We start from the raw sequence: 18,645 nt of genomic DNA, 5'->3' as shown, positions 1-18,645 counted from the left end.
GGTCCTTCGTGCCGCTGTGCTGCACGCGCGAGAAAACTGCCGCCTGCGGCTGTGCTCCGGGCCTCTGCCCGCGTGGGTAAACTTGAGCCAGCCCCACAGAGGTGATCCACCCATGATACGTGAAATCAGGTAGGATTTCGGCGAACCGTATCGGGGCCGGTTCGTCCAATGCGATGGCTACGAGGCTTATGACAAGTTGACCAAGGTCGACCGGACCGAAGGGCCGTGGACACTTGTCCATTGCTGGACCCATGCGCGCCGGCGGATTGTGAAGCGGCTCGAAAAGGACGGCTTGCCGATCGCCGAAGAAGCCCTGCGCCAGATCGCGGAACTCTAGGCCATAGAAAAGACAGCGCGCGGCGCGGCTCCCGACGTCCGTCTCGCGATCAGGCGCCAGCTCTCGGAGCCCATCGTGGCTGCCTTCCGGCCCTGGCTCGAGGCGCAGCTCTCTCGCATCCCCAGATCTTCGAAGCTCGCCGAAGACATCCGCTACACCCTCGCGCGATGGCCGGGCCTCACCCGGTTCCTCGAGGATGGACGCCTCGAGCTGGACACCAACCCTATCGAAAACCAGATCAGGAAGATCGCGCTGACGCGGAAGAATGCTCTCTTTGCCGGGCACGAGGTCGGGGCGGAAAACTGGGCCATGCTCGCCAGACTCATCGCCAACTGCAAGATGAGCGACGTCGATCCGGTCCGCGACCTCGCAGAGACCCTGCGTGCCTTGCTTGATGGGCACCCTAAGAGCCGCATCGACGAACTCATGCCTTGGCACTTCGCGCCCGCGTCAAGCCCGGCCGCGTAGGGCCATAGCAAAGTGCTTACAAAAGTCCGTTCTTAACGCCTCTTTCAGCGGACTGTTAGGCGAACTGAAGTGCTACGGGAGGTCGAGAGGAGGCGCAAAGGTCTACGCCAGTAAGTAGAAGACACGTGGTTGGCTCTGGCGGAGCCCTCTCGTGACATCACTTCGTGATGCACCACCGCCTCGTCTTGGCAAGGAACCACACCGCCTCAGGGCGTGATTACGGGACTCCCGGATCATCGGCGGTGGGGAGCAGGTTCTGGCTTCATCATGGCGAGTGTTCAGCTCCCCGAATTTGCGAGATGAATCTCGCAAGTGGAGAATTTCGGAAACAATACTGCTGAAGCATTTGAATTGATTTCTGAAAGGGGCTGAGAATCGAAACGCGAAGAATGGTTTATAGAAAATTGCTCTTCGTCTGTAGGTTTCTGGGGTAAAGGCATTCAATGCGCATATATGTCCGTACTTTACATAAGGAGATGTAGGTGGTCGAGATGGAGTTGTTTCTTTTCAGTGTGTTCTGTGGGACGACCTTTGTGACCATCAGGTCTAGCAGGCTGCAAGATGAATGCTTCTGCAGTAACAACGCGGGTCGATTTCCTTTGAATGGAATAGGCGTAGGGCTTCGGACTCATGGCGTCGGTTCGTGCCACCCTAGCGGGTTTCCCTAGGCTCAAGGCATGCCAGGCAATGCATGCGACGCTCTTAGCAATCACCAAGTTCATCAGGTTGCGGACGGTGCGCGCATGATGGTTTTGCAACCTTTTGGCGTGTCGAACTGTGAGGGAAGTGACGCTGATCAGCATGAATTCGGCGTTTTGAGTAAGGAACATTTCAAATTCATCTTTAAAAGAACCTAACTTAATTGCAAATTTACCGAGGGTCAGTTTCAATAAATCTTGCGGATTTCATAGAATCGCCAAAATTCGACTGAAAATAGGGTTCATAGTTATTTTGTTCCCGATGGTATCCTCATGAAAAGCATAGAATTTCTCAGGAAATTCCGAACGTCGGAAAGCGGCGTCGGAACAGTCATGTCAGTCTGCGTCATCATCTTGACCTTGATCATGATGGGCGCGGCCATTGACGTCATGCATTTCGAAGAGCGCCGCGCACGCGTTCAGAATGTGATGGACAGCGCCGCGCTTGCAGCGGCCGACCTCGATCAGGAACGGTCGCCCAAGGAGGTGGTCGAAGACTACCTCACCGTGGCCGGACTCGAGGATGCCCTGAGCGAGGTGACCGTCACGCAGGCTGCGAACTCCCGAACCGTGTCCGTGACCGGAGCGTCGGAGCAGAAAACCGTCTTCATGCGCATGTCCGGCGTGGATCTCCTGGGAGCGGGCTACAAGGCGATCGCGGACGAGAGGGTCGCCAACGTCGAGATTTCGCTCGCGCTCGATGTCTCGGGCTCGATGCGTTGGAACAACCGCATGGAGCGCACGAGAACGGCTGCGAAGGCCTTCTTGGACAAGGTCGTCGCCGAGGACAGCTACGGGGTGACGACGCTCAATGTGATCCCCTTCGCCGGTGGCGTGAACCCGGGCGACAAGCTCTTCGACCACGTCCTCGGCAAGCGCCCGATCATTCCCGAGGAGGAGACTTCCGAGGAGAGCGGCGAGGACTTCTTCGATGCCTGGCCGCAGGCGATTTCCAACTTCGTCATGTATTTCGACACCGATGGCGATCAGATCTACGACGTCGCTCACAAGATCGAGGACTTTCCGGAAGATGCGCCGCGCGACGCGGATGAGTTCTTTCGCGGGGCCGTCGCCTACGTGATGTCGAGAGACTCTCGGCTGGTCGAGGCATCCCAGTTTCTGGGGGCGTCGATCAAGGGCGGGAGCGAAAGGGAGTTCACCTATTACCAGGTGTCCGGAGACAACAATGGCCCCCTGTCCGATATCGGCCCGACGCTGAACAAGGGGAAGATCCCGGGCGAGACCTACTTCCATCCGGACATCGACTTCGAGTCCTGGGCGACGAGCTATCCCGAGACCGAAGCGGCAAGTGAATCCCAGTATGTGAACATGCCGTCGTCCTGCCTGGAAATCTATGATGCGGAGTTTTCCACCACCGCCCTGCCGCAATCCGGCGACTACATTCCGCATTTCCACTACTGGCCGATCGACACCGAGACGATGGACTGGGGGTGGTGCCCGGGCGAGGATACCTCGGTTCAGTATTACCAGCATGATATCGAGGCTCTGAGCGAGTTCATCGACAACATGCGGATGCATGACGGCACCGGGCTCCACTATGCAATGAAGTATGCCCTGGCCTTGCTCGACCCGGCCAACCGCGACAGCGTGAATTACCTCATCTCCGAAGGGCTGATCGACAGCCGCTTCGCGGATCGCCCGATCGATTGGCAGGATCCGGAGACTGAGAAATACGTGGTGCTGATGACGGATGGCACGACGACCGAGCAATACCGCCCGGTGGATCCGCAGGCGGCGATCAATGGTGAGGTCACCCTGCAGGACCAGGGGGAGGACAGCTATTACATGCTCTCGGAGCAGAGTGCGAATGTCGACTATCTGATGCAGCAATGCGATTTGGCCAAGGAGCACGGGGTGACGGTATTTACCGTCGCCTTCGAGACCTCGACCGCGGCCGCTGCCGACATGCGGGCCTGTGCCTCGTCAGTGAGCCATGCCTTCCATGTGACAGGCGACGAGCTCTACAGCGCCTTCGACATGATCGCGCGTCAGATCAACAACCTGAGGCTGATCCAATGAGCGGGCGGCTTCTGAGTTTTCTGCGCGAGTTCGGTCGAGACGAGGATGGCTCCGGGACCGTTGAGGTCGTCATCTTCACGACCCTGCTCATGGGGACGCTTGTGTCGGTGGTGGAGATCGGAGTGATCAATCTCAAGCAGGCTCTGCTCGAGCGGGCCGTGGCGCTGGAGGTCAGGGAAATTCGCCTGAGCACCGGTGACGTCCCGGACTACGAGGAGATCCGGGCGGACATTTGCGACGAGATGGCGATGTCCCGCAATTGCGAGGCGAACATGATGCTCGAGATGGCCGTGGCCGAGCCGGCCAGCTTCGTCGGACTTCCGAGCGTCGCGGATTGCATCAACGCCGAGGAAGAGCCGAGACCCTCGCGGCAGTTCGAGCCGGGCCTCGACAACGAACTGATGCTCATGCGGGCTTGCCTGAAGTACAAGCCGCTGTTCCCTACGACGCGTTTGGTCAGCCATCTGTCGATGGACGAGAAGGGCTACGCCCAACTTGTTGTCCGCGCCATGTTTGTTCAGGAGCCCCGGTGACCCATGTTGAAGTCTCTTAACGCCTCCCTGCGGCGCTTTGCAGGCAACACCGACGGCAGCATGTCGCTGGAAGTCATCATCTTCGCGCCGCTGCTCATGGGGGCGATGACGGTCACCTTCGCGCTGCACGACGCCTTCCGCTTCAAGGACCTCAACAGCAAGGCGGCCTATTCGATCGCCGACGCCTTTGCGCGGGAGACCGATGCGATCACGCCAGCATATCTCGACGGCATGGTCGAGGCTCTGAGCTTTCTGACCAAATCCGAGAGCGCCTACTCGCTGCGCGTGACTGTGGTCGCGCAAGAGCCCGGAGAGGAAGACCTCGGGATCGATTGGTCCGTGGGCAGAGGCATCTTCGAACCCATGACGGCGGACGAGCTGGCCACGAAAGATGGCCAGATTCCAACGCTCATGAACAATGAACGTCTCATCCTCATTGAAACCCACACCGACTACGACGCGCCCTTTGATCTGAGCAAATACGTGACCGGCGAGACCTTCTACAACTTTGTGTTCGTCCGGCCGCGGTTTGCGCCGCGACTGCTGTGGGAGGAGCCGGTCGTGAGCGGGTAGATGCGCTTGAGCTGACCCCGGTGCATGCTCCGGCTTGATGGCGGACCTGTGCCCGGGAAGGGCTCGAAGTTGACCTGCTGCGCCGCGGTCTCATCCTTTCGGCCATGGCCAAAAGCGTCGTGGGCCTCGCGGCCGATTGCGGCACTTGCTGGATTTGCGCTGCACCGGCGTGGGCATGCTTAAGCCCGGGTCGAAGCTGACCGATGCGCGTGGTGGGCCTTTGACGATTGCGTGGACGGGGGCGGTGCTTCCCCGTCCACGCGGCCTGTGACGTACTTGCAGTTCCCTGTTAGGGGCCCGTTTCTTTTCGCAGCAAGATCAGCTCAACGCATGTATCAGAGTTGTTCGACCTCGAAGGTCCAGGCGCCGGGCGCCATCTCGTTTCGCACAAGCTGAACGATCCGAGGGTCGAGGGCCTCCGGGGTGAAGAGCCCGCATTGCGCCATCGCGCGGCGGGCGTCGACGTTCTGTCCCAGGTAGTCGAGCACCACCCGCGATGCCGCGGGTTTGCGTCCGCGCTTCAGCGGGCCGCCGGTCTGGATGCCCAGCAGGTAATCGATCCCGGCGCTGTAGGAGGGGTAGAGGATCATCTGGGTGATCGAGGACGACAGCATCGCCTCGTTTTCCACGACATTGATGCGCTCGCCGAGAAAGAACACCATCCCCTCGTATTTGAAAACGTCCTCTGCGCCGCCCTGCGCCGAGGCCTCGCGCTCGATGTTCTTCCACAGGTAGTAGCCGTTCTTGCGGGTGATCTGCGCATAGGAGCGCATGATCCGCCCGGGATTGCTGTAGGAATGGAAGTACCGGAAGTAGCCGCCGCAGTAGCGGTCGAGCGGCTCGGAGAACTGGTTGAGCCGCTTCAACGTCGGGCCCAGCGGCGTCGCCTCCACCTCGCCGCCCGGGCGGCGGCGCAGGGAAATCAGCTCGGTGAAGCGCGCCGGTTCCATCAGCAGCTCGGCTTCCGTCACGCCGAAGAAATCGCAGATCTTGCGCATGTTGTGGCGCGACGGGCGGACGGTGCCCGAGAGGTACTTGTTGAACTGCTGGCGGTTGATCCCGATCCGCCGGCAAACATGCGCGATGGAGGGAAAGAGCGTGCAGGCGAAGCTGAGGTTGGCAGACACTGGGTCAATAGACATGACCTGAAGCTACCTGACGCACTTTGGAAGTCAACCTGCGCCATGACGCGAAATTGTGACGCTGTCCTGCGCGTGTCACGATCTGCGTCACTAATACGAAAGGATGTCACCGCATGGACCAGCACAGCCCGCTTCACGAGGTCATCGAGGAACGCCACGTCGAGATCCCGCTGCCGGACGGCTGCATCCTCGCGGCGCGGATCTGGCGGCCGGCGGACGGTGCACCGGTTCCGGCAATCTTCGAGTACCTGCCGTACCGCAAGGGGGACGGCACGCTGGCCCGCGACGCGGTGCGCGCGCCCTACATCGCGGCGCGTGGCTATGCCTACGTGCGCGTCGACCTGCGCGGCACCGGCGAGTCCGAGGGGCTGATGGTTGACGAGTATACCGCGCAGGAACTGCAGGACGGCTGCGACGTGATCGCCTGGATCGCCGCGCAGGACTGGTGCGACGGCGGTGTCGGCATGGTGGGCATTTCCTGGGGCGGATTCAACGGCCTGCAGGTTGCCGCGCTGCAGCCGCCCGCGTTGAAGGCCGTGGTGTCGATCGCCTCGACCGACGATCGCTATGCCGACGACGTGCACTACATGGGCGGCACCATGGTGGTGGATCAGATCTCCTGGGCCTCGCACATGTTCGCCATCAACACGCTGCCGCCGGATCCCGAGCTCGTGGGCGAGAAGTGGCGCAAGATGTGGATGCAGCGGCTCACCGGCTCGGGCCTGTGGCTGAAGAACTGGGCCGAGCATCAGCGCCGCGACGCGTTCTGGAAGCACGGCTCGGTCTGCGAGGACATCGGCCGTATCGAGGTGCCGGTCTACGCCGTGTCGGGCTGGGCCGATGGCTACTGCCGCACGGTGTTCCGCCTGATGGAGACGCTGCAAGGCCCGAAGAAGGGCCTCGTCGGCCCGTGGTCGCACAAGTACCCGCACATCGGCGTGCCGGGCCCGGCGATCGACTGGAACGGCGAGGAGCTGCGCTGGTGGGACCAATGGCTCAAGGGCGTCGAGACCGGCATTATGGACGAGCCGCAGCTGCGCCTCTACATGCAGGACCACGCCGAGCCCGCCAGCTTCTATGCCCATCGCGACGGCCGCTGGATCGAGGAGCCGAGCTGGCCTTCGCCGAACGTGGCGCGCACCGGGTTCGCGCTCGGCGCCGACGGCTCGCTGGGGCTCGAGGGTGCGCCCGCCGGCACGCGCGAGATCCGCTCGCCGCTCGGCACCGGCATCGCGGGGGGCAAGTGGTGCTCTTACGCCAAGCCGGGTGACCAGCCGGTCGACCAGCGCCGCGACGACGCTGGCAGCCTGGTGTTCGAGACCGCGCCGCTGGAGAGCCCGCTGGAGATCGCCGGCGACACCAACCTCGAGCTGACCTTCACCGTCGATCAGCCGGTGGCGCAGGTGGCCGCGCGGCTCGTCGACGTGGCGCCCGATGGCGCGGCGACGCGGGTCAGCTACGGTCTGCTCAACCTCACGCATCGTGACAGCCACGAGACGCCCGAGGCACTGGTGCCGGGCGAGGTCTACACCGCCACCGTGCCGTTCAAGCACGTGGCCCAGACCTTCCGCGCCGGCCACCGGCTGCGGCTGTCGATCTCGACCAGCTACTTCCCTATCGCCTGGCCGTCGCCCGAGCCGGTGACGCTGAGCGTCGACACCGCCGCGAGCCGGTTGGTCCTGCCGCTGCGCGCTGGCACAGACGATCCCGAGCCGCGCGATCTCGGCACGCCGAAAGGCGCCGCGCCGATGGAGAAGGAAGAACTGGCGCCCGGACGCTCGGACTGGGTGGTCAGCGACGATCTGGCCACCGGCGAGACCTCGGTCCGGATCACCGACGATGGTGGCCGCATCCGCATCGCCGACAGCGGGCTGACCACCGGGGCCTGCGGCGTCGAGACCTATTCCTTCAGCGGCACCGACTGGCGCTCGTTCAAGGGACATGTGGTCTGGGATCTCGATATGTCGCGCGGCGACTGGAAGATGTCGAGCCGCACCGAGACCGAGATGACCGCCACCGCCACGCATTTCGTCATCAAGGCGAAGCTCGTGGCGAAGGAAGGCGAGACGGTCGCCCACGCGCAGGAGTGGGCCTGCGAAATTCCGCGTGACCTCGCGTGACCATCCGCCCGGCGCTGCACGCGGCGCCGGGCCGTGAAATACTGTGCCGGAGATCCCGGCAGGCGGGCGGGGGCGCCGCAAGGGCGCTGTCCCCGCCCGACACCGCCAATGAAGGCCGAAATGGCCAGCTCACAGGGAGTATCGACATGACCAAGCAGACCAATACCAAAACCCCGGGCATCGGCCGCCGCGCCTTCCTGCGCGGCGCCACCGCCACCGGGATCGCCGCTGCCACCATGCCGCTCGGCTCGCGCATCTGGGCGCAGTCCGGCAAGGTGCTGCGCGTCAGCTCCTACGCCGACATCGACGCGCTCGATCCGGGCTTCTACCAGAACGGCTACAACGTCGACGTGATGAACTGCATCTACTCCAAGCTGGTGCGCTACGTGCCCGGCCGCGAGTGGGACTGGGAGCTCGAGGCCGCCGAGGAGATCGAGCAGGTCGACGACACCCACATCCGCTTCAAGCTCAAGCCCGGCATCATGTTCACCGGCGGCTACGGCGAGATGACCGCCGAGGACGTGAAGTTCTCCTTCGAACGGGTGCTCGAGCACGACAGCCCGGTGAAAAGCGACTGGGGTCCGCTGGACCACGTCGAGGTGACCGGCACCTACGAGGGCACGATCGTCCTGAAAGAGCCGTTCCAGCCGCTGTGGAGCATCACGCTGCCCTATGGCACCGGCCACATCGTCTCGAAGAAGGCGGTGATGGAGGCCACCGAGAGCGGCGGCAACTTCGGCATGGAGCCGCCGGCCTTCTCCGGCCCCTACATCCTGAAGGAATGGAAGCCGAACCAATACGTGCACCTGGTGCGCAATCCCGAGTGGACCGGCGAGGCGCCGGGCTTCGACGAGATCCGCATCCTGCCGATGGATGACACCAAGACCGCCGAGCGCGCCTATGAGGCCGGTGATCTCGACTACACCGAGATCACCCTCTCGTCGCTGGCGCAGTACCGCGGCAACGTGCCCGCCGACACGGTGATCGAGGAGTATCCCTCGCTTTACTATGTCTGGCTGGGGATGAACCTCGACAACCCGGCGCTCGGTGACGAGAACCTGCGCAAGGCGATCCAGTATGCGATCAACGCCGAGCAGATCATCGACGCCGCCTATTTCGGCGAGGCCGCCCCGGCCACCGGGCTGATCGCGCCGGGCCTGCCGGGCCACCGCGAGACGCCGTCGGTGCCGGTCGCGGGGGACCTCGACAAGGCGCGCGAATACCTCGAGGCCGCCGGCGGCCCGCCGTCCGAGCCGCTGACCATCGACGCGCTCAACGCCACGGTCTGGAAGACCATGGCCGAGGTGATCCAGGCGCAGCTGGCGCAGATCGGCATCCAGACGCAGATCAACGTGCAGGACTCCGGCTCGTTCTGGACGCTCGGCATGGAAAGCGAGGGCGAGCGCTGGAAGGACATGCAACTGGTGCTCAACCGCTTCTCGATGCTGCCCGATCCCTATTACGCCACAAGCTGGTTCGTCACCGACCAGGTGGGCGTGTGGAACTGGGAGCGCTTCTCGAGCGAAGAGTTCGACACGCTGCACCAGCAGGCGCTGAGCGAGACGGACGGCGAGACACGCGCCGAGATGTACCGCAAGATGCAGGAGCTGATGGAGGCCAGCGGCGCCTACAAGTTCATCACCCATGAAGGCACGCCGGTGATGTACCGCGAGGGGCTGGAGCCGGCACTGCGCCCGGACGGCCGCCCGCTGTTCATCGACTTCAAGGGCGACGTGTAAGAGAAGGGAGACCGCGACCCGTGATATTCTACGCAACTCAAAGGTTCGTCCTTTCGGTCGTGATCGTGATGGTCGCGGTCTCCATCCTGACCCTGATGCTGCACGTGGTGCCGGGCGATCCCGCGGTGATGATCCTCGGCCCGCGCGCCACGCCCGAGCTGATCGAGCAGACCCGCGTGGCAATGGGGCTCGATCAGCCGCTGCCGGTGCAGATCGTCACCTTCTTCGGCAATATCCTGCGCGGTGATCTGGGGCAGGACGTGTTCACTGGCCGCGCGGTGTCGCAGATCGTCTTCGAGCAGCTGCCCTACACGCTGATCCTGATCACCGTCTCGATCCTCTGGGCGGCGGTGCTGGGCATCGCGCTGGGGTGCTACTCGGCGCTGCGGCGCAACACCTGGCTCGACACGCTGACCGGGGTGATCTCGGTCGGCACCATCTCGATCCCGTCCTTCGTGATGGCGCTCTACTCGGTGCTGCTCTTCGCGGTCTGGCTGCGCTGGCTGCCCGCCATCGGCGCCGGGGAGGGGGTCTGGGACGGGGTCACGCACCTGATCCTGCCGTCCTTCGCCATCGGCGTGTCCTGGGTCGGCTACGTGGCGCGGATCGTGCGCGCCTCGATGCTCGAGGTGATGGGCCAGCCGCATGTGCGCATGGCCCGCGCCTACGGTCTGCCGGACGGCTGGATCACCCGCTCGCACATCCTCAAGATCGCGGTGCAGCCGGCGGTGACATTGATCGGCACGGGCGTGGCGCATCTTTTCTCGGCGGCGGTCTTCGTCGAGGTGATCTTCGCCCGCCCCGGCATCGGCGCGCTGATCGTGCAGGCGGTGAACGAGCGCAACTATCCCATCGTGCTCGGCGCGGTGCTGGTGACCACCGGCATCATCGTGCTGGCCACGCTGATCTCGGACCTGGTGATCGCCTGGCTCGACCCGCGCCAGCGAGAGGAGCTGTAAGATGACCGATGCAACCCAGGGCCCGCTGCCCGAACCCGGCCTGCTGGCGCGCAGCCTGCGCGTGCTGTCGGGCAACCGCACCGGCGTGATCGGTTTCGTGCTGGTGGCGCTGATCGTTGGCTCGGCGATCCTCGCGCCGTGGATCGTGCCCTATGACCCCACCGCCATCATGACCGGCCCGCGCATGGCCCCGCCCTCTGCCGCGCATTGGCTGGGCACCGACAACATCGGCCGCGACATCTTCAGCCGGGTGATCGCCGGCGGGCGCATCGCCATGCTGGTCGCCGCCGCCTCGCTGACCGCGGCGCTGAGCGTCGGGCTGCTGCTGGGGCTGATCGCCGGTCTGGGGCCGCGCTGGCTCGACAACCTGATGCTGCTGGTCTTCGACGCGCTGCGCTCGTTCCCGACCATCGTCTTCGGCCTTGCCGTGGTGACCATCATCGGCCCGAGCCTGTATACCGTGATGCTGGTGGTCGCGATCACCTCGGTGCCGATCTACGCCCGCATCGTGCGCACCCAGACACTGGCATTGAAGAACGCCGAGTTCATCCTCGCGGAGCGCGCCATGGGCGTCGGCCTGCCGCGGCTTCTGTTCGTGCACGTGCTGCCGAACGTGCTGGGCCCGCTGCTGATCCTCGCCTCGATGGATGTGCCGCTGGTCATCGCCACCGAGGCGGGGCTGAGCTTCCTCGGCATGGGGGTGCGCCCGCCGACCCCGTCCTGGGGGGTGATCCTCAACGATGGCTACAACTTCATCCGCAACTCGCCCTGGCCGGTGATCGGCGGCTCGATCCCGATCATCCTGGTCACCCTGGGCTTCACCTTCATGGGCGAGGCGCTGCGCGATATCTTCGATCCCAAGCTGAGAAAGGCCGGCTGATGGCACCCTCCGCTGCGACACACCGGGCCGAAGAGACCCCCCAGACCGCCGATCCCCTGGTCTCGATCGAGGGGCTGTCGGTGGATTTCGACACTCCGCGCGGCACCATCCATGCGCTGCGCGACATCTCTCTCGAGGTGCCAAAGGGCAAGGTGCTGGGCCTTGTCGGCGAGAGCGGCTGCGGCAAGTCCACCCTGGCCTATTCGATGATCGGCCTGCTGGCCGAGAACGCCAAGGTCGCCGGCGGCGCCATCCGCATGAGCGGGCAGGACCTGGCGCACCTGGGGCCGAAGGCGTGGCGCGACCTGCGCGGCCGGCGCATCTCGATGATCTTCCAGGACCCGATGACCTCGCTCAACCCGGTGACCACCATCGGCAAGCAGATGATCGACATCCAGTACCGCGAGCCCGGCAGCCGGGCCGAGAAGCGGGCCCGGGCGATCGAGTTCCTCGAGCAGGTGCAGCTGCCCGACGCGGCGGCCAAGCTCGACGTCTACCCGCATCAGCTTTCCGGTGGCATGCGCCAGCGGGTGTGCATCGCCATGGCGCTGCTGACCCGGCCCGACCTGCTGATCGCCGACGAGCCGACCACGGCGCTCGACGCTACGCTGGAGATGCAGATCGTCACCCTGCTGCGCGAGCTGCAGGAGAAGTTCGGCTGCTCGGTGCTGTTCGTCTCGCACCACCTCGGCACCGTGGCCGAGCTCTGCGACGAGGTTGCGGTGATGTACGCCGGCGAGGTGGTCGAGCGGGGCGCCGTGCGCGAGGTGTTCCACACGCCGCGCCATCCCTACACGCAGGCGCTGTTCGACTGCGACCCGGCCCGGTTCCGGCAGGCCACCCGGCAGTTGCCGACCATTCCCGGCACGCTGCCCGACCTGCGCCAGCCGCCCGCCGGCTGCGCCTTCCGGGCGCGCTGCACCAAGGCCTTTGCCCGCTGCGCTGCCGAGCACCCGCCGCTTTACACCGCGGGGCCGGGGCAGGTGGCGCGCTGTCATCTCAACGATCCGGCGGAGGACGCGGCATGAGCCTTCTGGAAGTCACCGACCTGCGCATCCGCTATGCCCGGCAGGGCCGGCTGAAGGCGGCGCTGCGCCGCGAGAGCCACGATTTCGAAGCGGTCTGCGGCGTCTCGTTCAAACTCGAACCCGGCCAGACGCTGGGTCTGGTGGGCGAGAGCGGCTCGGGCAAGTCGACCATCGCCCGCACGCTGATAGGACTGAAGAAATCCTCCGGCGGCTCGATCCGCTTCGACGGCGCCGAGATCTCGGATGCCTCGAGCGGCGACTGGGCCCGGCTGCGGCGCGAGATGTCGATGATGTGGCAGGACCCGGTGGGCTCGCTGTCGCCGCGGCTGACGGTGAAATCCCTTGTGACAGAGCCCCTGCGGATCAACGGGCTGGCGGCGGGCCGCGCCGAGGCCGAGCGGCTGCTGGGCCTCGTCGGGCTGCCGGCGGAGTTCGCCGCGCGCTACCCGCACCAGCTTTCGGGCGGGCAGGCGCGGCGCGTCGGCGTGGCGCGGGCGCTGGCGCTCGATCCCAAGCTGCTGATCGCCGACGAGCCCACCGCCGGGCTCGACATGTCGGTGCAGGGCGAGGTGCTGAACCTGCTGGCCGAAGTGCAGGCGCGCAGCGGCGTGGCGATCGTAATCATCACCCACAACCTCAACCTCGTGCGCCACGTGACCGACCAGATGGCAATCATGTACCTCGGACGCTTCGTCGAGCAGGGCCCGACGGAGCAGGTCTTCGCGCATCCGCGCCACCCCTACACCAAGGCGCTGCTGGCGGCGAACCCCGAGCCCGACCCCGAGGCGCGCCAAGAGCGCGTGGCGCTCTCGGGCGAGGTGCCGAACCCGGTAAACCGGCCCTCGGGCTGCGACTTCCACCCGCGCTGTCCCTGGGCGCGCGGGGCCTGCGCCGCGCGCGAGCCGGGCTGGACAGAAGAAGACGATCGCGGCCACAGGTGCCTGTTTCCGCTGTGAGGGCCGGAGGACTGCGCGCTCTGCGGCCTTCCCCCTTCTAAGCATCCCTCCGGACCTTGCCTCGCGTCAGACGAGGTTCGCCGGGGTCATGACAGGATCATGCGGCTCTTGCGGGATGACTGCGTGCCAAGGGCGTGCCGAAATGCGCGGTCACCGATTGCGCCACAAGCTCTGCGGTTGCCGCCGAGAGCGTCCAGCCGAGGTGGCCGTGTCCGGTGTTGTAGAAGACGCCCGCATGGCGGCCCGGCCCGACCCTCGGCATCATCGAGGGCATCATCGGGCGTAGCCCCGCCCAGGGCACGATCTGCCGCGTCGAAACGTCGGGGAAGCAGCGGTTCACCCAGTCCACCAGCGGCCGGATGCGGCAGGCCCGGATGTCGCGGTTCACCCCGGCGAACTCGGCGGTGCCGGCGACGCGGAACCGATCCGGTCCGAGCCGGCTGGTGACGATCTTGGCCGCGTCGTCGAGCAGGCTGAGCTCCGGCGCGGCGGTGCGCGATGCGTCGTCGGTCAGGTTGACGGTGATCGAGTAGCCCTTGACCGGGTAGATATTGAGCCGGTCGCCAAGGCCGCGGGCGAGGTCCCGGCTGCCCACTCCCGCGCAGACGACGACAGCGGCGTGCGAGGCCTTGCGGAGCGCGCCCTCGGCATCGCGGTAGCTGATCGCGACGCCGGCGACCCCCCTGCGGCAGCCCAGGATCTCGCTCTGCATGCGGAACTCTGCGCCTTGCCGGGCGCAGGCCGCGGCGAGTTCCGTGGTGAAGAGGTGAATGTCGCCGGTTGCGTCACCCGGGGTGTGGAAACCGCCGACGAAATCACCCTGCAACCGCGGCTCCAGCCGCCAGATCCCGTCGGTATCGAGCTCGGTCCGCTCGACACCGCCCGCGGCGAGCAGCTCCGACACCCGCCGTGCGTGGGCCATCTCGGGCGCGGTGGCGTAGACATGCAGGATGCCCCGGTCGTCGCGGTCGAAGGCGATTTTTTCCGCCACCGCAATATCGCGCATCCGCTGGCGCGCGGCGACGGCGAGACGGGCGGTCTCGATGGTGTTGGCGCGGTAGCTCGGGATGTTGCCGATGAACTCGGCCAGCCAAGAGTACTTGTGCCAGCTTGGGGCGAGGCTCAGCGACAGGGGCGCATCCGGTTTGAGAAGCCATTTCAGCCCTTTGGCGATGGTGGCAGGATGGTTCCAGACCTCGGCGTTGGAGGCCGAGAGCTGGCCGCCGTTGGCAAAGCTGGTGTCCATGGCGGCATAGCGGTTGCGGTCGTAGACGGTGACCGCGAAGCCGCGTTGCGTCAGCTCGTAGGCGGTGGTGACGCCGGTGATCCCGGCGCCGATGACGGCAATGGAGTTCATGCGTTTCTCTCTGGCAATGGGTTCGAATGCGCCATGCTCGGCGCATCCCCCCTCTGTCCTTTTGCCTGAGAGCATCACCGCGGCGGCGCGGCTTCCTCCTTCGGCGGATGCGGCAGCATCTCTCTCCAGAGTGTCGGTTCGGCAGTACCTGGGCCTGAGAGTTTCCGGGGCGTTGCTCCGTCGGCGCGGGGGCGGGCCCCGTCTCTCCTGTCCGAACCTTGGTGACCATGTTGACGCGCCCCCGGTGCGGGGCGGCGACGGTGTCATGGGGTCCCTTTGATCGGGGCCCGAGGCCCGCCGGCGCCGTTGCCCGGCCCGGTGGGTCCTGACGGTCAGCTCGAGCCCGCGGGCTGCTGGCTGCCGAAGCGGGCACGGTGGCGCCAGGTCACGGCGACGCTGGTCAGCAGGGCGAGCACGCCAGCTGCCGTGGTGCCGAACATCTCGGGCAGGGGCGACAGGAAGATCGCCGCGGCCACCGCCACGCCGGTCAGCGCGAACTTTCGCGGGGCGCTGTTGAAGAACATCACGCAGACCGCGCCGTAGAGCGCCGGAAGGGTGTATTCCTTGACCGCGAGGGCCACCGCGGCCGGCATGACGTCGATCAGCGCGCTGCCGACCAGCACGAGGGCGAGCAGGAACACGAGGTTCACCAGCACCGAGACGGCAATGCCGATCACCGCCGCGACCTCGGCCTTCTTGCTGCCTGTCTCCGCGGCGATGGCCGTCTGGCAGGAGATCACCACCGGCACCCGCATGTTGCCGATGTTGCCGGACAGGAAGCTCATGTAGCTGCCACAGACGCCGAGCATCGGGAAGTAGGAGACGGGTTCGATCAGCCACATGATGCCGACGAAGGCGGCGATCGACAGAAAGCCGTTCAGCACCGGACCGACGCCGGGGTAGGCGCCCAGAACCAGCGACAGGTAGAGCGGCGGCACCAGGCACAGGATCATGGCGACAAGCAGGGTGCCGCGGCCCACCCGGTGGGCAAGGGGCACGAAGCGGGAAGCGTAGTACGTGTCGAGGGAAGTATCTGACATGATGGGAGTCCTCTTGCTGAGTGCGGGTCAGGCGGTGGCGATGCCGGCGAAGTAGCCGGCGGTCATGCCGGCGACGAGGCTGAGGCCGACGCTCCATTCGCGCAGCCAGGCCCAGCGGGCGCCGAGGACGTTCAGCGCAACCATGGCCACGGCCCCGGCGGCGATGGCCGAGAGGTCATCGTTGGCGATGGTGACGTTGGACAGCCATTGCTTGTCGACCGCGGTATTGGCGATCAGCGTGGCGAAGATGGCGACCGGGGTGACCGTGGCCATGGCCTTGATCAGCGCCGGGTTGGTGGCGTTGAGCCTGTCCTGCGCCTTGCCGAGGTTCTTGGTCAGGAAGAACGTGCTGAGCAGCCAGCCCATGCCGCCAAGCGTCATCACCCAGACCGAGGTCGTGAAGGCCTGCAGCGTGTAGCTGTCGGTGCCGAGCTGGGCGCCGACCGCCTTGGCACCGGAGTCCGCGGCGACGAACTCGAAGACCGCAGAGCCGATCACCCCGACCCGCATCAGCGTGACCGGTCCGCCGACCATGGCGATCAGCGAGACGGCGACAAAGAAGATGGCGATGGCCGGGCCGATCGAGTTGATCGCGGCGGTCTTGTAGACGGTGGTGCGCTCGTCCGGCGTGAGAATTTCGTACCGGTCGGAAAAGGCGAGCGTCATGCGCAGATAGAGAAACGCCTGCACGACGACGACCGCGACGATGCAGGTGGAAAAGAGCCACATAACGGGCCCGTTGGCGATGGATAACACGTCTTCCATGGGGAACTCCGAAAGTTGGGCGCCCCTCGCACGAGAGGCGCGAGGGGGGATGGCTCAGGCCAGTTCGGTCTCGACCAGGCGGCAGAAATAGCTCGCGGCGGTGGTCAGGATCTCGTCGTTGAAATCGTACTTCGGGTGGTGCGGGTTCGCCCCCGGACCTGCGCCGACGCAGATGTAGTTGCCGGGGGCGTGCTCGGTCATGTAGGCGAAGTCCTCGCTGCCGGGCATCGGTCCGAAATCCGCGTGGACCTTGTCGTCGCCGAGAAGCTGCCGCGCGACTTCGAGCGCCATGTCGGTGGGCTCCTGCGCGTTGATCATGGGAACGAAATTGTCGTCGTACTCGATCTCGGCGCTGCCGCCGTAGGTCGCGGCCACGCCGAGCGCGATGTCCTGCAGGCGGGTCTTCATCTGCTCCCCGATGGCCTTGTCGTAGTAGCGTAGGCAGCCCTTCAGCGTCGCCTTGTCGGGGATGACGTTGTGGCTGTTGGTACCGGCGTAGACATCGGTGAAGGAGACCACCCCGGTCTCGTTGGCGTCGACGTTGCGCGCCACGATGCTCTGCGCGGTCATCACGATGTTGCTGGCGATCTGCGTCGTGTCGATGGTCTTCGAGGGCATCGCGGCGTGGCCGCCCGTGCCCTGCACGCGGATGGTGAAGAAGGTGCAGCCCGCCGCCATCGTGCCGTGGCGGGTGTAGATGTGCCCGAGATCGAAGCCGGGCATGTTGTGATAGGCGTAGACGCGATCGCAGGGGAAACGCTCGAGCAGCCCGTCCTCGATCATTGCCAGCGCGCCGCCGAGGCCTTCCTCGGCCGGCTGGAAGATGAAGTAGACCGTCCCGGCGAAGTCCCGGCTCCGCGACAGGTGCCAGGCCGAGGCGAGCAGTGTGGCCGTGTGGCCGTCGTGGCCGCAGGCGTGCATCACGCCGGGGGTTTTCGAGGCATAGGCCTTGCCGGTCTCTTCGGTGATCGGAAGCGCATCCATGTCGGCGCGCAGGCCGATTGCCCGGTTCGACGGACGCTTGCCCTGCAGCACACCGACGATGCCGGTCCTGCCGACGCCGGTATGGACCTCGTCGAAGCCGAACTCGTTCAGCTTCTGCGCGACCATATCGGCGGCAAAGGTCTCTTCGAAACCGATGCCGGGGTTTTCGTGCAGCGCGTGGCGCCAGGCCACGAACTCGTGCTTCTGCGCTTCAATGTCTTCAATCATGCCCATTGCGAATGACCTTTGATAAGTTGCATGGGTAGATAGTTGCAGCGCGAGATAATTGTGCAAAGCATTTTCGTGTGGTTGAATTGGTCTCATACGCAGATTGTTGCAGTCTGCGCCTATTTTATGTGCTGAAAGAGGTCTAAATGGCGCGTGGTTGGTCACAAGGATTCAAGAAGGGCAACCCGGTCTTCCAGATGCACGCCCTGTCGAACGCGGCCAATGAGGCCGGGCATCAGGGTTTCGTGGATGCCTGCGGGCTGGAGATTCGCGCCATCCGCGTGCTGAGGCTAATCGACGATCAGCCAGGCATCACCTTCGCCGAGATCGTGAAGGCCGCCGGTCTTGAGCGCAGCCACGTCTCGCGGATGATCCAGCAGCTCGTGCGAGAAGGCTTCGTGGAGCGGCGCAACTCGGAGCACGATGCGCGGCGCTTCGAGCTCTATACGCTGGAGCACGGCCGCGAGGCCCGGCGCAAGGCCGACGCGCTCTCCGAGCGCGGGCTGGAAGTTCTATTTGCCCCGCTCGAAGACGCGCAGGTGCAAAGCTTTCTCGAGACACTGAACATCCTGGCGGATTGGGTCGACAGCGACCGTTTCGATGAGCTCACGCGAGAGGCTCTTTCGGGGGCAGTTTCGGCGCAGGATTGATTAGCGAGAGGTTCTTCTTTCGCCCGGGATGCACCGGGATGGACAGAGAGCCAAGTGAGCAGCGTGGTCTTGGGCGGGGCATGCACACCCATCATTTGGCGATCTGAGCCCCAACGCTTTCGGGCGGACGGCGCGGAAGGAGAGCCAA

At 65.1% G+C, this 18,645-nt stretch carries 17 protein-coding genes, 1 pseudogene and 1 riboswitch; of the genes and pseudogenes, 12 read left to right on the top strand and 6 right to left on the bottom strand.

The window, feature by feature from the left end:
- Positions 1-163: 163 nt before the first annotated feature.
- Together LC039_RS21965 and LC039_RS21960 are read left to right on the top strand one after the other, a co-directional pair.
- Positions 164-625 (top strand): annotated as a pseudogene (locus tag LC039_RS21965) (IS66 family transposase); the annotation flags it as partial.
- Positions 626-646: 21 nt separating this feature from the next.
- Positions 647-805 carry a transposase domain-containing protein gene (locus LC039_RS21960; RefSeq protein ID WP_226628368.1) on the top strand — a complete coding sequence of 53 codons (159 nt, stop codon included), beginning with the start codon at positions 647-649 and terminating at the stop codon, positions 803-805.
- Between the two features lie 464 nt (positions 806-1,269).
- Here LC039_RS21960 and LC039_RS21955 read toward each other — a convergent pair whose 3' ends face one another.
- Positions 1,270-1,695 (bottom strand): hypothetical protein, encoded by a 426-nt coding sequence (locus LC039_RS21955; RefSeq protein WP_226628284.1) that lies wholly within the window; start codon positions 1,693-1,695, stop codon positions 1,270-1,272.
- Between the two features lie 81 nt (positions 1,696-1,776).
- Here LC039_RS21955 and LC039_RS21950 point away from each other — a divergent pair, with 81 nt between their 5' ends.
- The 3 genes from LC039_RS21950 to LC039_RS21940 are packed head-to-tail and all read left to right on the top strand — an operon-like array spanning position 1,777 to position 4,649.
- A complete protein-coding gene (locus LC039_RS21950; protein WP_226628283.1) occupies positions 1,777-3,543 on the top strand; it encodes a TadE/TadG family type IV pilus assembly protein in 1,767 nt (588 codons plus the stop codon).
- Positions 3,540-4,076 (top strand): TadE/TadG family type IV pilus assembly protein, encoded by a 537-nt coding sequence (locus LC039_RS21945; protein ID WP_226628282.1) that lies wholly within the window; start codon positions 3,540-3,542, stop codon positions 4,074-4,076. The genes LC039_RS21950 and LC039_RS21945 overlap by 4 nt, the downstream gene beginning before the upstream one ends.
- Positions 4,077-4,082: 6 nt before the next feature.
- Positions 4,083-4,649 carry a TadE/TadG family type IV pilus assembly protein gene (locus tag LC039_RS21940; RefSeq protein WP_226628280.1) on the top strand — a complete coding sequence of 189 codons (567 nt, stop codon included), beginning with the start codon at positions 4,083-4,085 and terminating at the stop codon, positions 4,647-4,649.
- Between the two features lie 335 nt (positions 4,650-4,984).
- Here LC039_RS21940 and LC039_RS21935 read toward each other — a convergent pair whose 3' ends face one another.
- Positions 4,985-5,791: a helix-turn-helix domain-containing protein gene (locus LC039_RS21935; RefSeq protein WP_226628278.1), complete on the bottom strand. Its 807-nt coding sequence runs from the start codon at positions 5,789-5,791 to the stop codon at positions 4,985-4,987.
- 113 nt (positions 5,792-5,904) lie between these two features.
- On the opposite strand from LC039_RS21935, the gene LC039_RS21930 reads away from it, so the two are divergent.
- The 6 genes from LC039_RS21930 to LC039_RS21905 all read left to right on the top strand — a co-directional run bounded on the left by LC039_RS21930 (position 5,905) and on the right by LC039_RS21905 (position 13,473).
- Positions 5,905-7,911 (top strand): CocE/NonD family hydrolase, encoded by a 2,007-nt coding sequence (locus tag LC039_RS21930; protein ID WP_226628277.1) that lies wholly within the window; start codon positions 5,905-5,907, stop codon positions 7,909-7,911.
- Positions 7,912-8,057: 146 nt separating this feature from the next.
- A complete protein-coding gene (locus LC039_RS21925) occupies positions 8,058-9,650 on the top strand; it encodes an ABC transporter substrate-binding protein (RefSeq protein WP_226628275.1) in 1,593 nt (530 codons plus the stop codon).
- Between the two features lie 20 nt (positions 9,651-9,670).
- Positions 9,671-10,609, top strand: a complete 939-nt coding sequence (locus LC039_RS21920; RefSeq protein ID WP_226628274.1) for an ABC transporter permease — start codon at positions 9,671-9,673, stop codon at positions 10,607-10,609.
- Position 10,610: 1 nt separating this feature from the next.
- Entirely contained in the window at positions 10,611-11,489 is an 879-nt protein-coding gene (locus LC039_RS21915) for an ABC transporter permease (RefSeq protein WP_226628272.1), read from the top strand.
- Positions 11,489-12,517, top strand: coding sequence for an ABC transporter ATP-binding protein (locus tag LC039_RS21910; RefSeq protein WP_226628270.1), 1,029 nt, complete (start codon positions 11,489-11,491; stop codon positions 12,515-12,517). The genes LC039_RS21915 and LC039_RS21910 overlap by 1 nt, the downstream gene beginning before the upstream one ends.
- Positions 12,514-13,473 carry an ABC transporter ATP-binding protein gene (locus tag LC039_RS21905; protein ID WP_226628269.1) on the top strand — a complete coding sequence of 320 codons (960 nt, stop codon included), beginning with the start codon at positions 12,514-12,516 and terminating at the stop codon, positions 13,471-13,473. The genes LC039_RS21910 and LC039_RS21905 overlap by 4 nt, the downstream gene beginning before the upstream one ends.
- Before the next feature lie 97 nt (positions 13,474-13,570).
- Here LC039_RS21905 and LC039_RS21900 read toward each other — a convergent pair whose 3' ends face one another.
- The 4 genes from LC039_RS21900 to LC039_RS21885 form a co-directional block, all read right to left on the bottom strand.
- On the bottom strand, positions 13,571-14,830 hold the full coding sequence (locus LC039_RS21900) for a D-amino acid dehydrogenase (protein ID WP_226628267.1): 1,260 nt from the start codon (positions 14,828-14,830) through the stop codon (positions 13,571-13,573).
- Between the two features lie 43 nt (positions 14,831-14,873).
- Positions 14,874-14,969: riboswitch (glycine riboswitch) on the bottom strand.
- A gap of 193 nt (positions 14,970-15,162) precedes the next feature.
- Positions 15,163-15,870 (bottom strand): hypothetical protein, encoded by a 708-nt coding sequence (locus LC039_RS21895; protein WP_226628266.1) that lies wholly within the window; start codon positions 15,868-15,870, stop codon positions 15,163-15,165.
- A 27-nt stretch (positions 15,871-15,897) separates the two neighbouring features.
- On the bottom strand, positions 15,898-16,635 hold the full coding sequence (locus LC039_RS21890; RefSeq protein ID WP_226628265.1) for a DUF5058 family protein: 738 nt from the start codon (positions 16,633-16,635) through the stop codon (positions 15,898-15,900).
- A 54-nt stretch (positions 16,636-16,689) separates the two neighbouring features.
- Positions 16,690-17,847 (bottom strand): M20 aminoacylase family protein, encoded by a 1,158-nt coding sequence (locus LC039_RS21885; RefSeq protein ID WP_226628264.1) that lies wholly within the window; start codon positions 17,845-17,847, stop codon positions 16,690-16,692.
- Between the two features lie 146 nt (positions 17,848-17,993).
- On the opposite strand from LC039_RS21885, the gene LC039_RS21880 reads away from it, so the two are divergent.
- Positions 17,994-18,497 carry a MarR family winged helix-turn-helix transcriptional regulator gene (locus LC039_RS21880; RefSeq protein ID WP_226628263.1) on the top strand — a complete coding sequence of 168 codons (504 nt, stop codon included), beginning with the start codon at positions 17,994-17,996 and terminating at the stop codon, positions 18,495-18,497.
- Positions 18,498-18,645 lie beyond the last annotated feature (148 nt).

Origin of the sequence: Alloyangia pacifica, assembly GCF_020524285.1 — a bacterium.
GTDB classification, from domain to species: Bacteria; Pseudomonadota; Alphaproteobacteria; order Rhodobacterales; family Rhodobacteraceae; genus Salipiger; species Salipiger pacificus_B.
Note: the sequence above shows the minus strand (reverse complement) of the source record. Positions and strands in the feature narration are given on the sequence as shown.

What these genes read in the sequence shown, in the direction of transcription:
- LC039_RS21960 (WP_226628368.1), top strand. Translation starts at nt 647, where the DNA reads ATGCTCGCCAGACTCATCGCCAACTGCAAGATGAGCGACGTCGATCCG.
- LC039_RS21950 (WP_226628283.1), top strand. Translation starts at nt 1,777, where the DNA reads ATGAAAAGCATAGAATTTCTCAGGAAATTCCGAACGTCGGAAAGCGGC.
- LC039_RS21945 (WP_226628282.1), top strand. Translation starts at nt 3,540, where the DNA reads ATGAGCGGGCGGCTTCTGAGTTTTCTGCGCGAGTTCGGTCGAGACGAG.
- LC039_RS21935 (WP_226628278.1), bottom strand. Translation starts at nt 5,791, where the DNA reads ATGTCTATTGACCCAGTGTCTGCCAACCTCAGCTTCGCCTGCACGCTC.
- LC039_RS21930 (WP_226628277.1), top strand. Translation starts at nt 5,905, where the DNA reads ATGGACCAGCACAGCCCGCTTCACGAGGTCATCGAGGAACGCCACGTC.
- LC039_RS21925 (WP_226628275.1), top strand. Translation starts at nt 8,058, where the DNA reads ATGACCAAGCAGACCAATACCAAAACCCCGGGCATCGGCCGCCGCGCC.
- LC039_RS21915 (WP_226628272.1), top strand. Translation starts at nt 10,611, where the DNA reads ATGACCGATGCAACCCAGGGCCCGCTGCCCGAACCCGGCCTGCTGGCG.
- LC039_RS21910 (WP_226628270.1), top strand. Translation starts at nt 11,489, where the DNA reads ATGGCACCCTCCGCTGCGACACACCGGGCCGAAGAGACCCCCCAGACC.
- LC039_RS21905 (WP_226628269.1), top strand. Translation starts at nt 12,514, where the DNA reads ATGAGCCTTCTGGAAGTCACCGACCTGCGCATCCGCTATGCCCGGCAG.
- LC039_RS21900 (WP_226628267.1), bottom strand. Translation starts at nt 14,830, where the DNA reads ATGAACTCCATTGCCGTCATCGGCGCCGGGATCACCGGCGTCACCACC.
- LC039_RS21895 (WP_226628266.1), bottom strand. Translation starts at nt 15,870, where the DNA reads ATGTCAGATACTTCCCTCGACACGTACTACGCTTCCCGCTTCGTGCCC.
- LC039_RS21890 (WP_226628265.1), bottom strand. Translation starts at nt 16,635, where the DNA reads ATGGAAGACGTGTTATCCATCGCCAACGGGCCCGTTATGTGGCTCTTT.
- LC039_RS21885 (WP_226628264.1), bottom strand. Translation starts at nt 17,847, where the DNA reads ATGATTGAAGACATTGAAGCGCAGAAGCACGAGTTCGTGGCCTGGCGC.
- LC039_RS21880 (WP_226628263.1), top strand. Translation starts at nt 17,994, where the DNA reads ATGGCGCGTGGTTGGTCACAAGGATTCAAGAAGGGCAACCCGGTCTTC.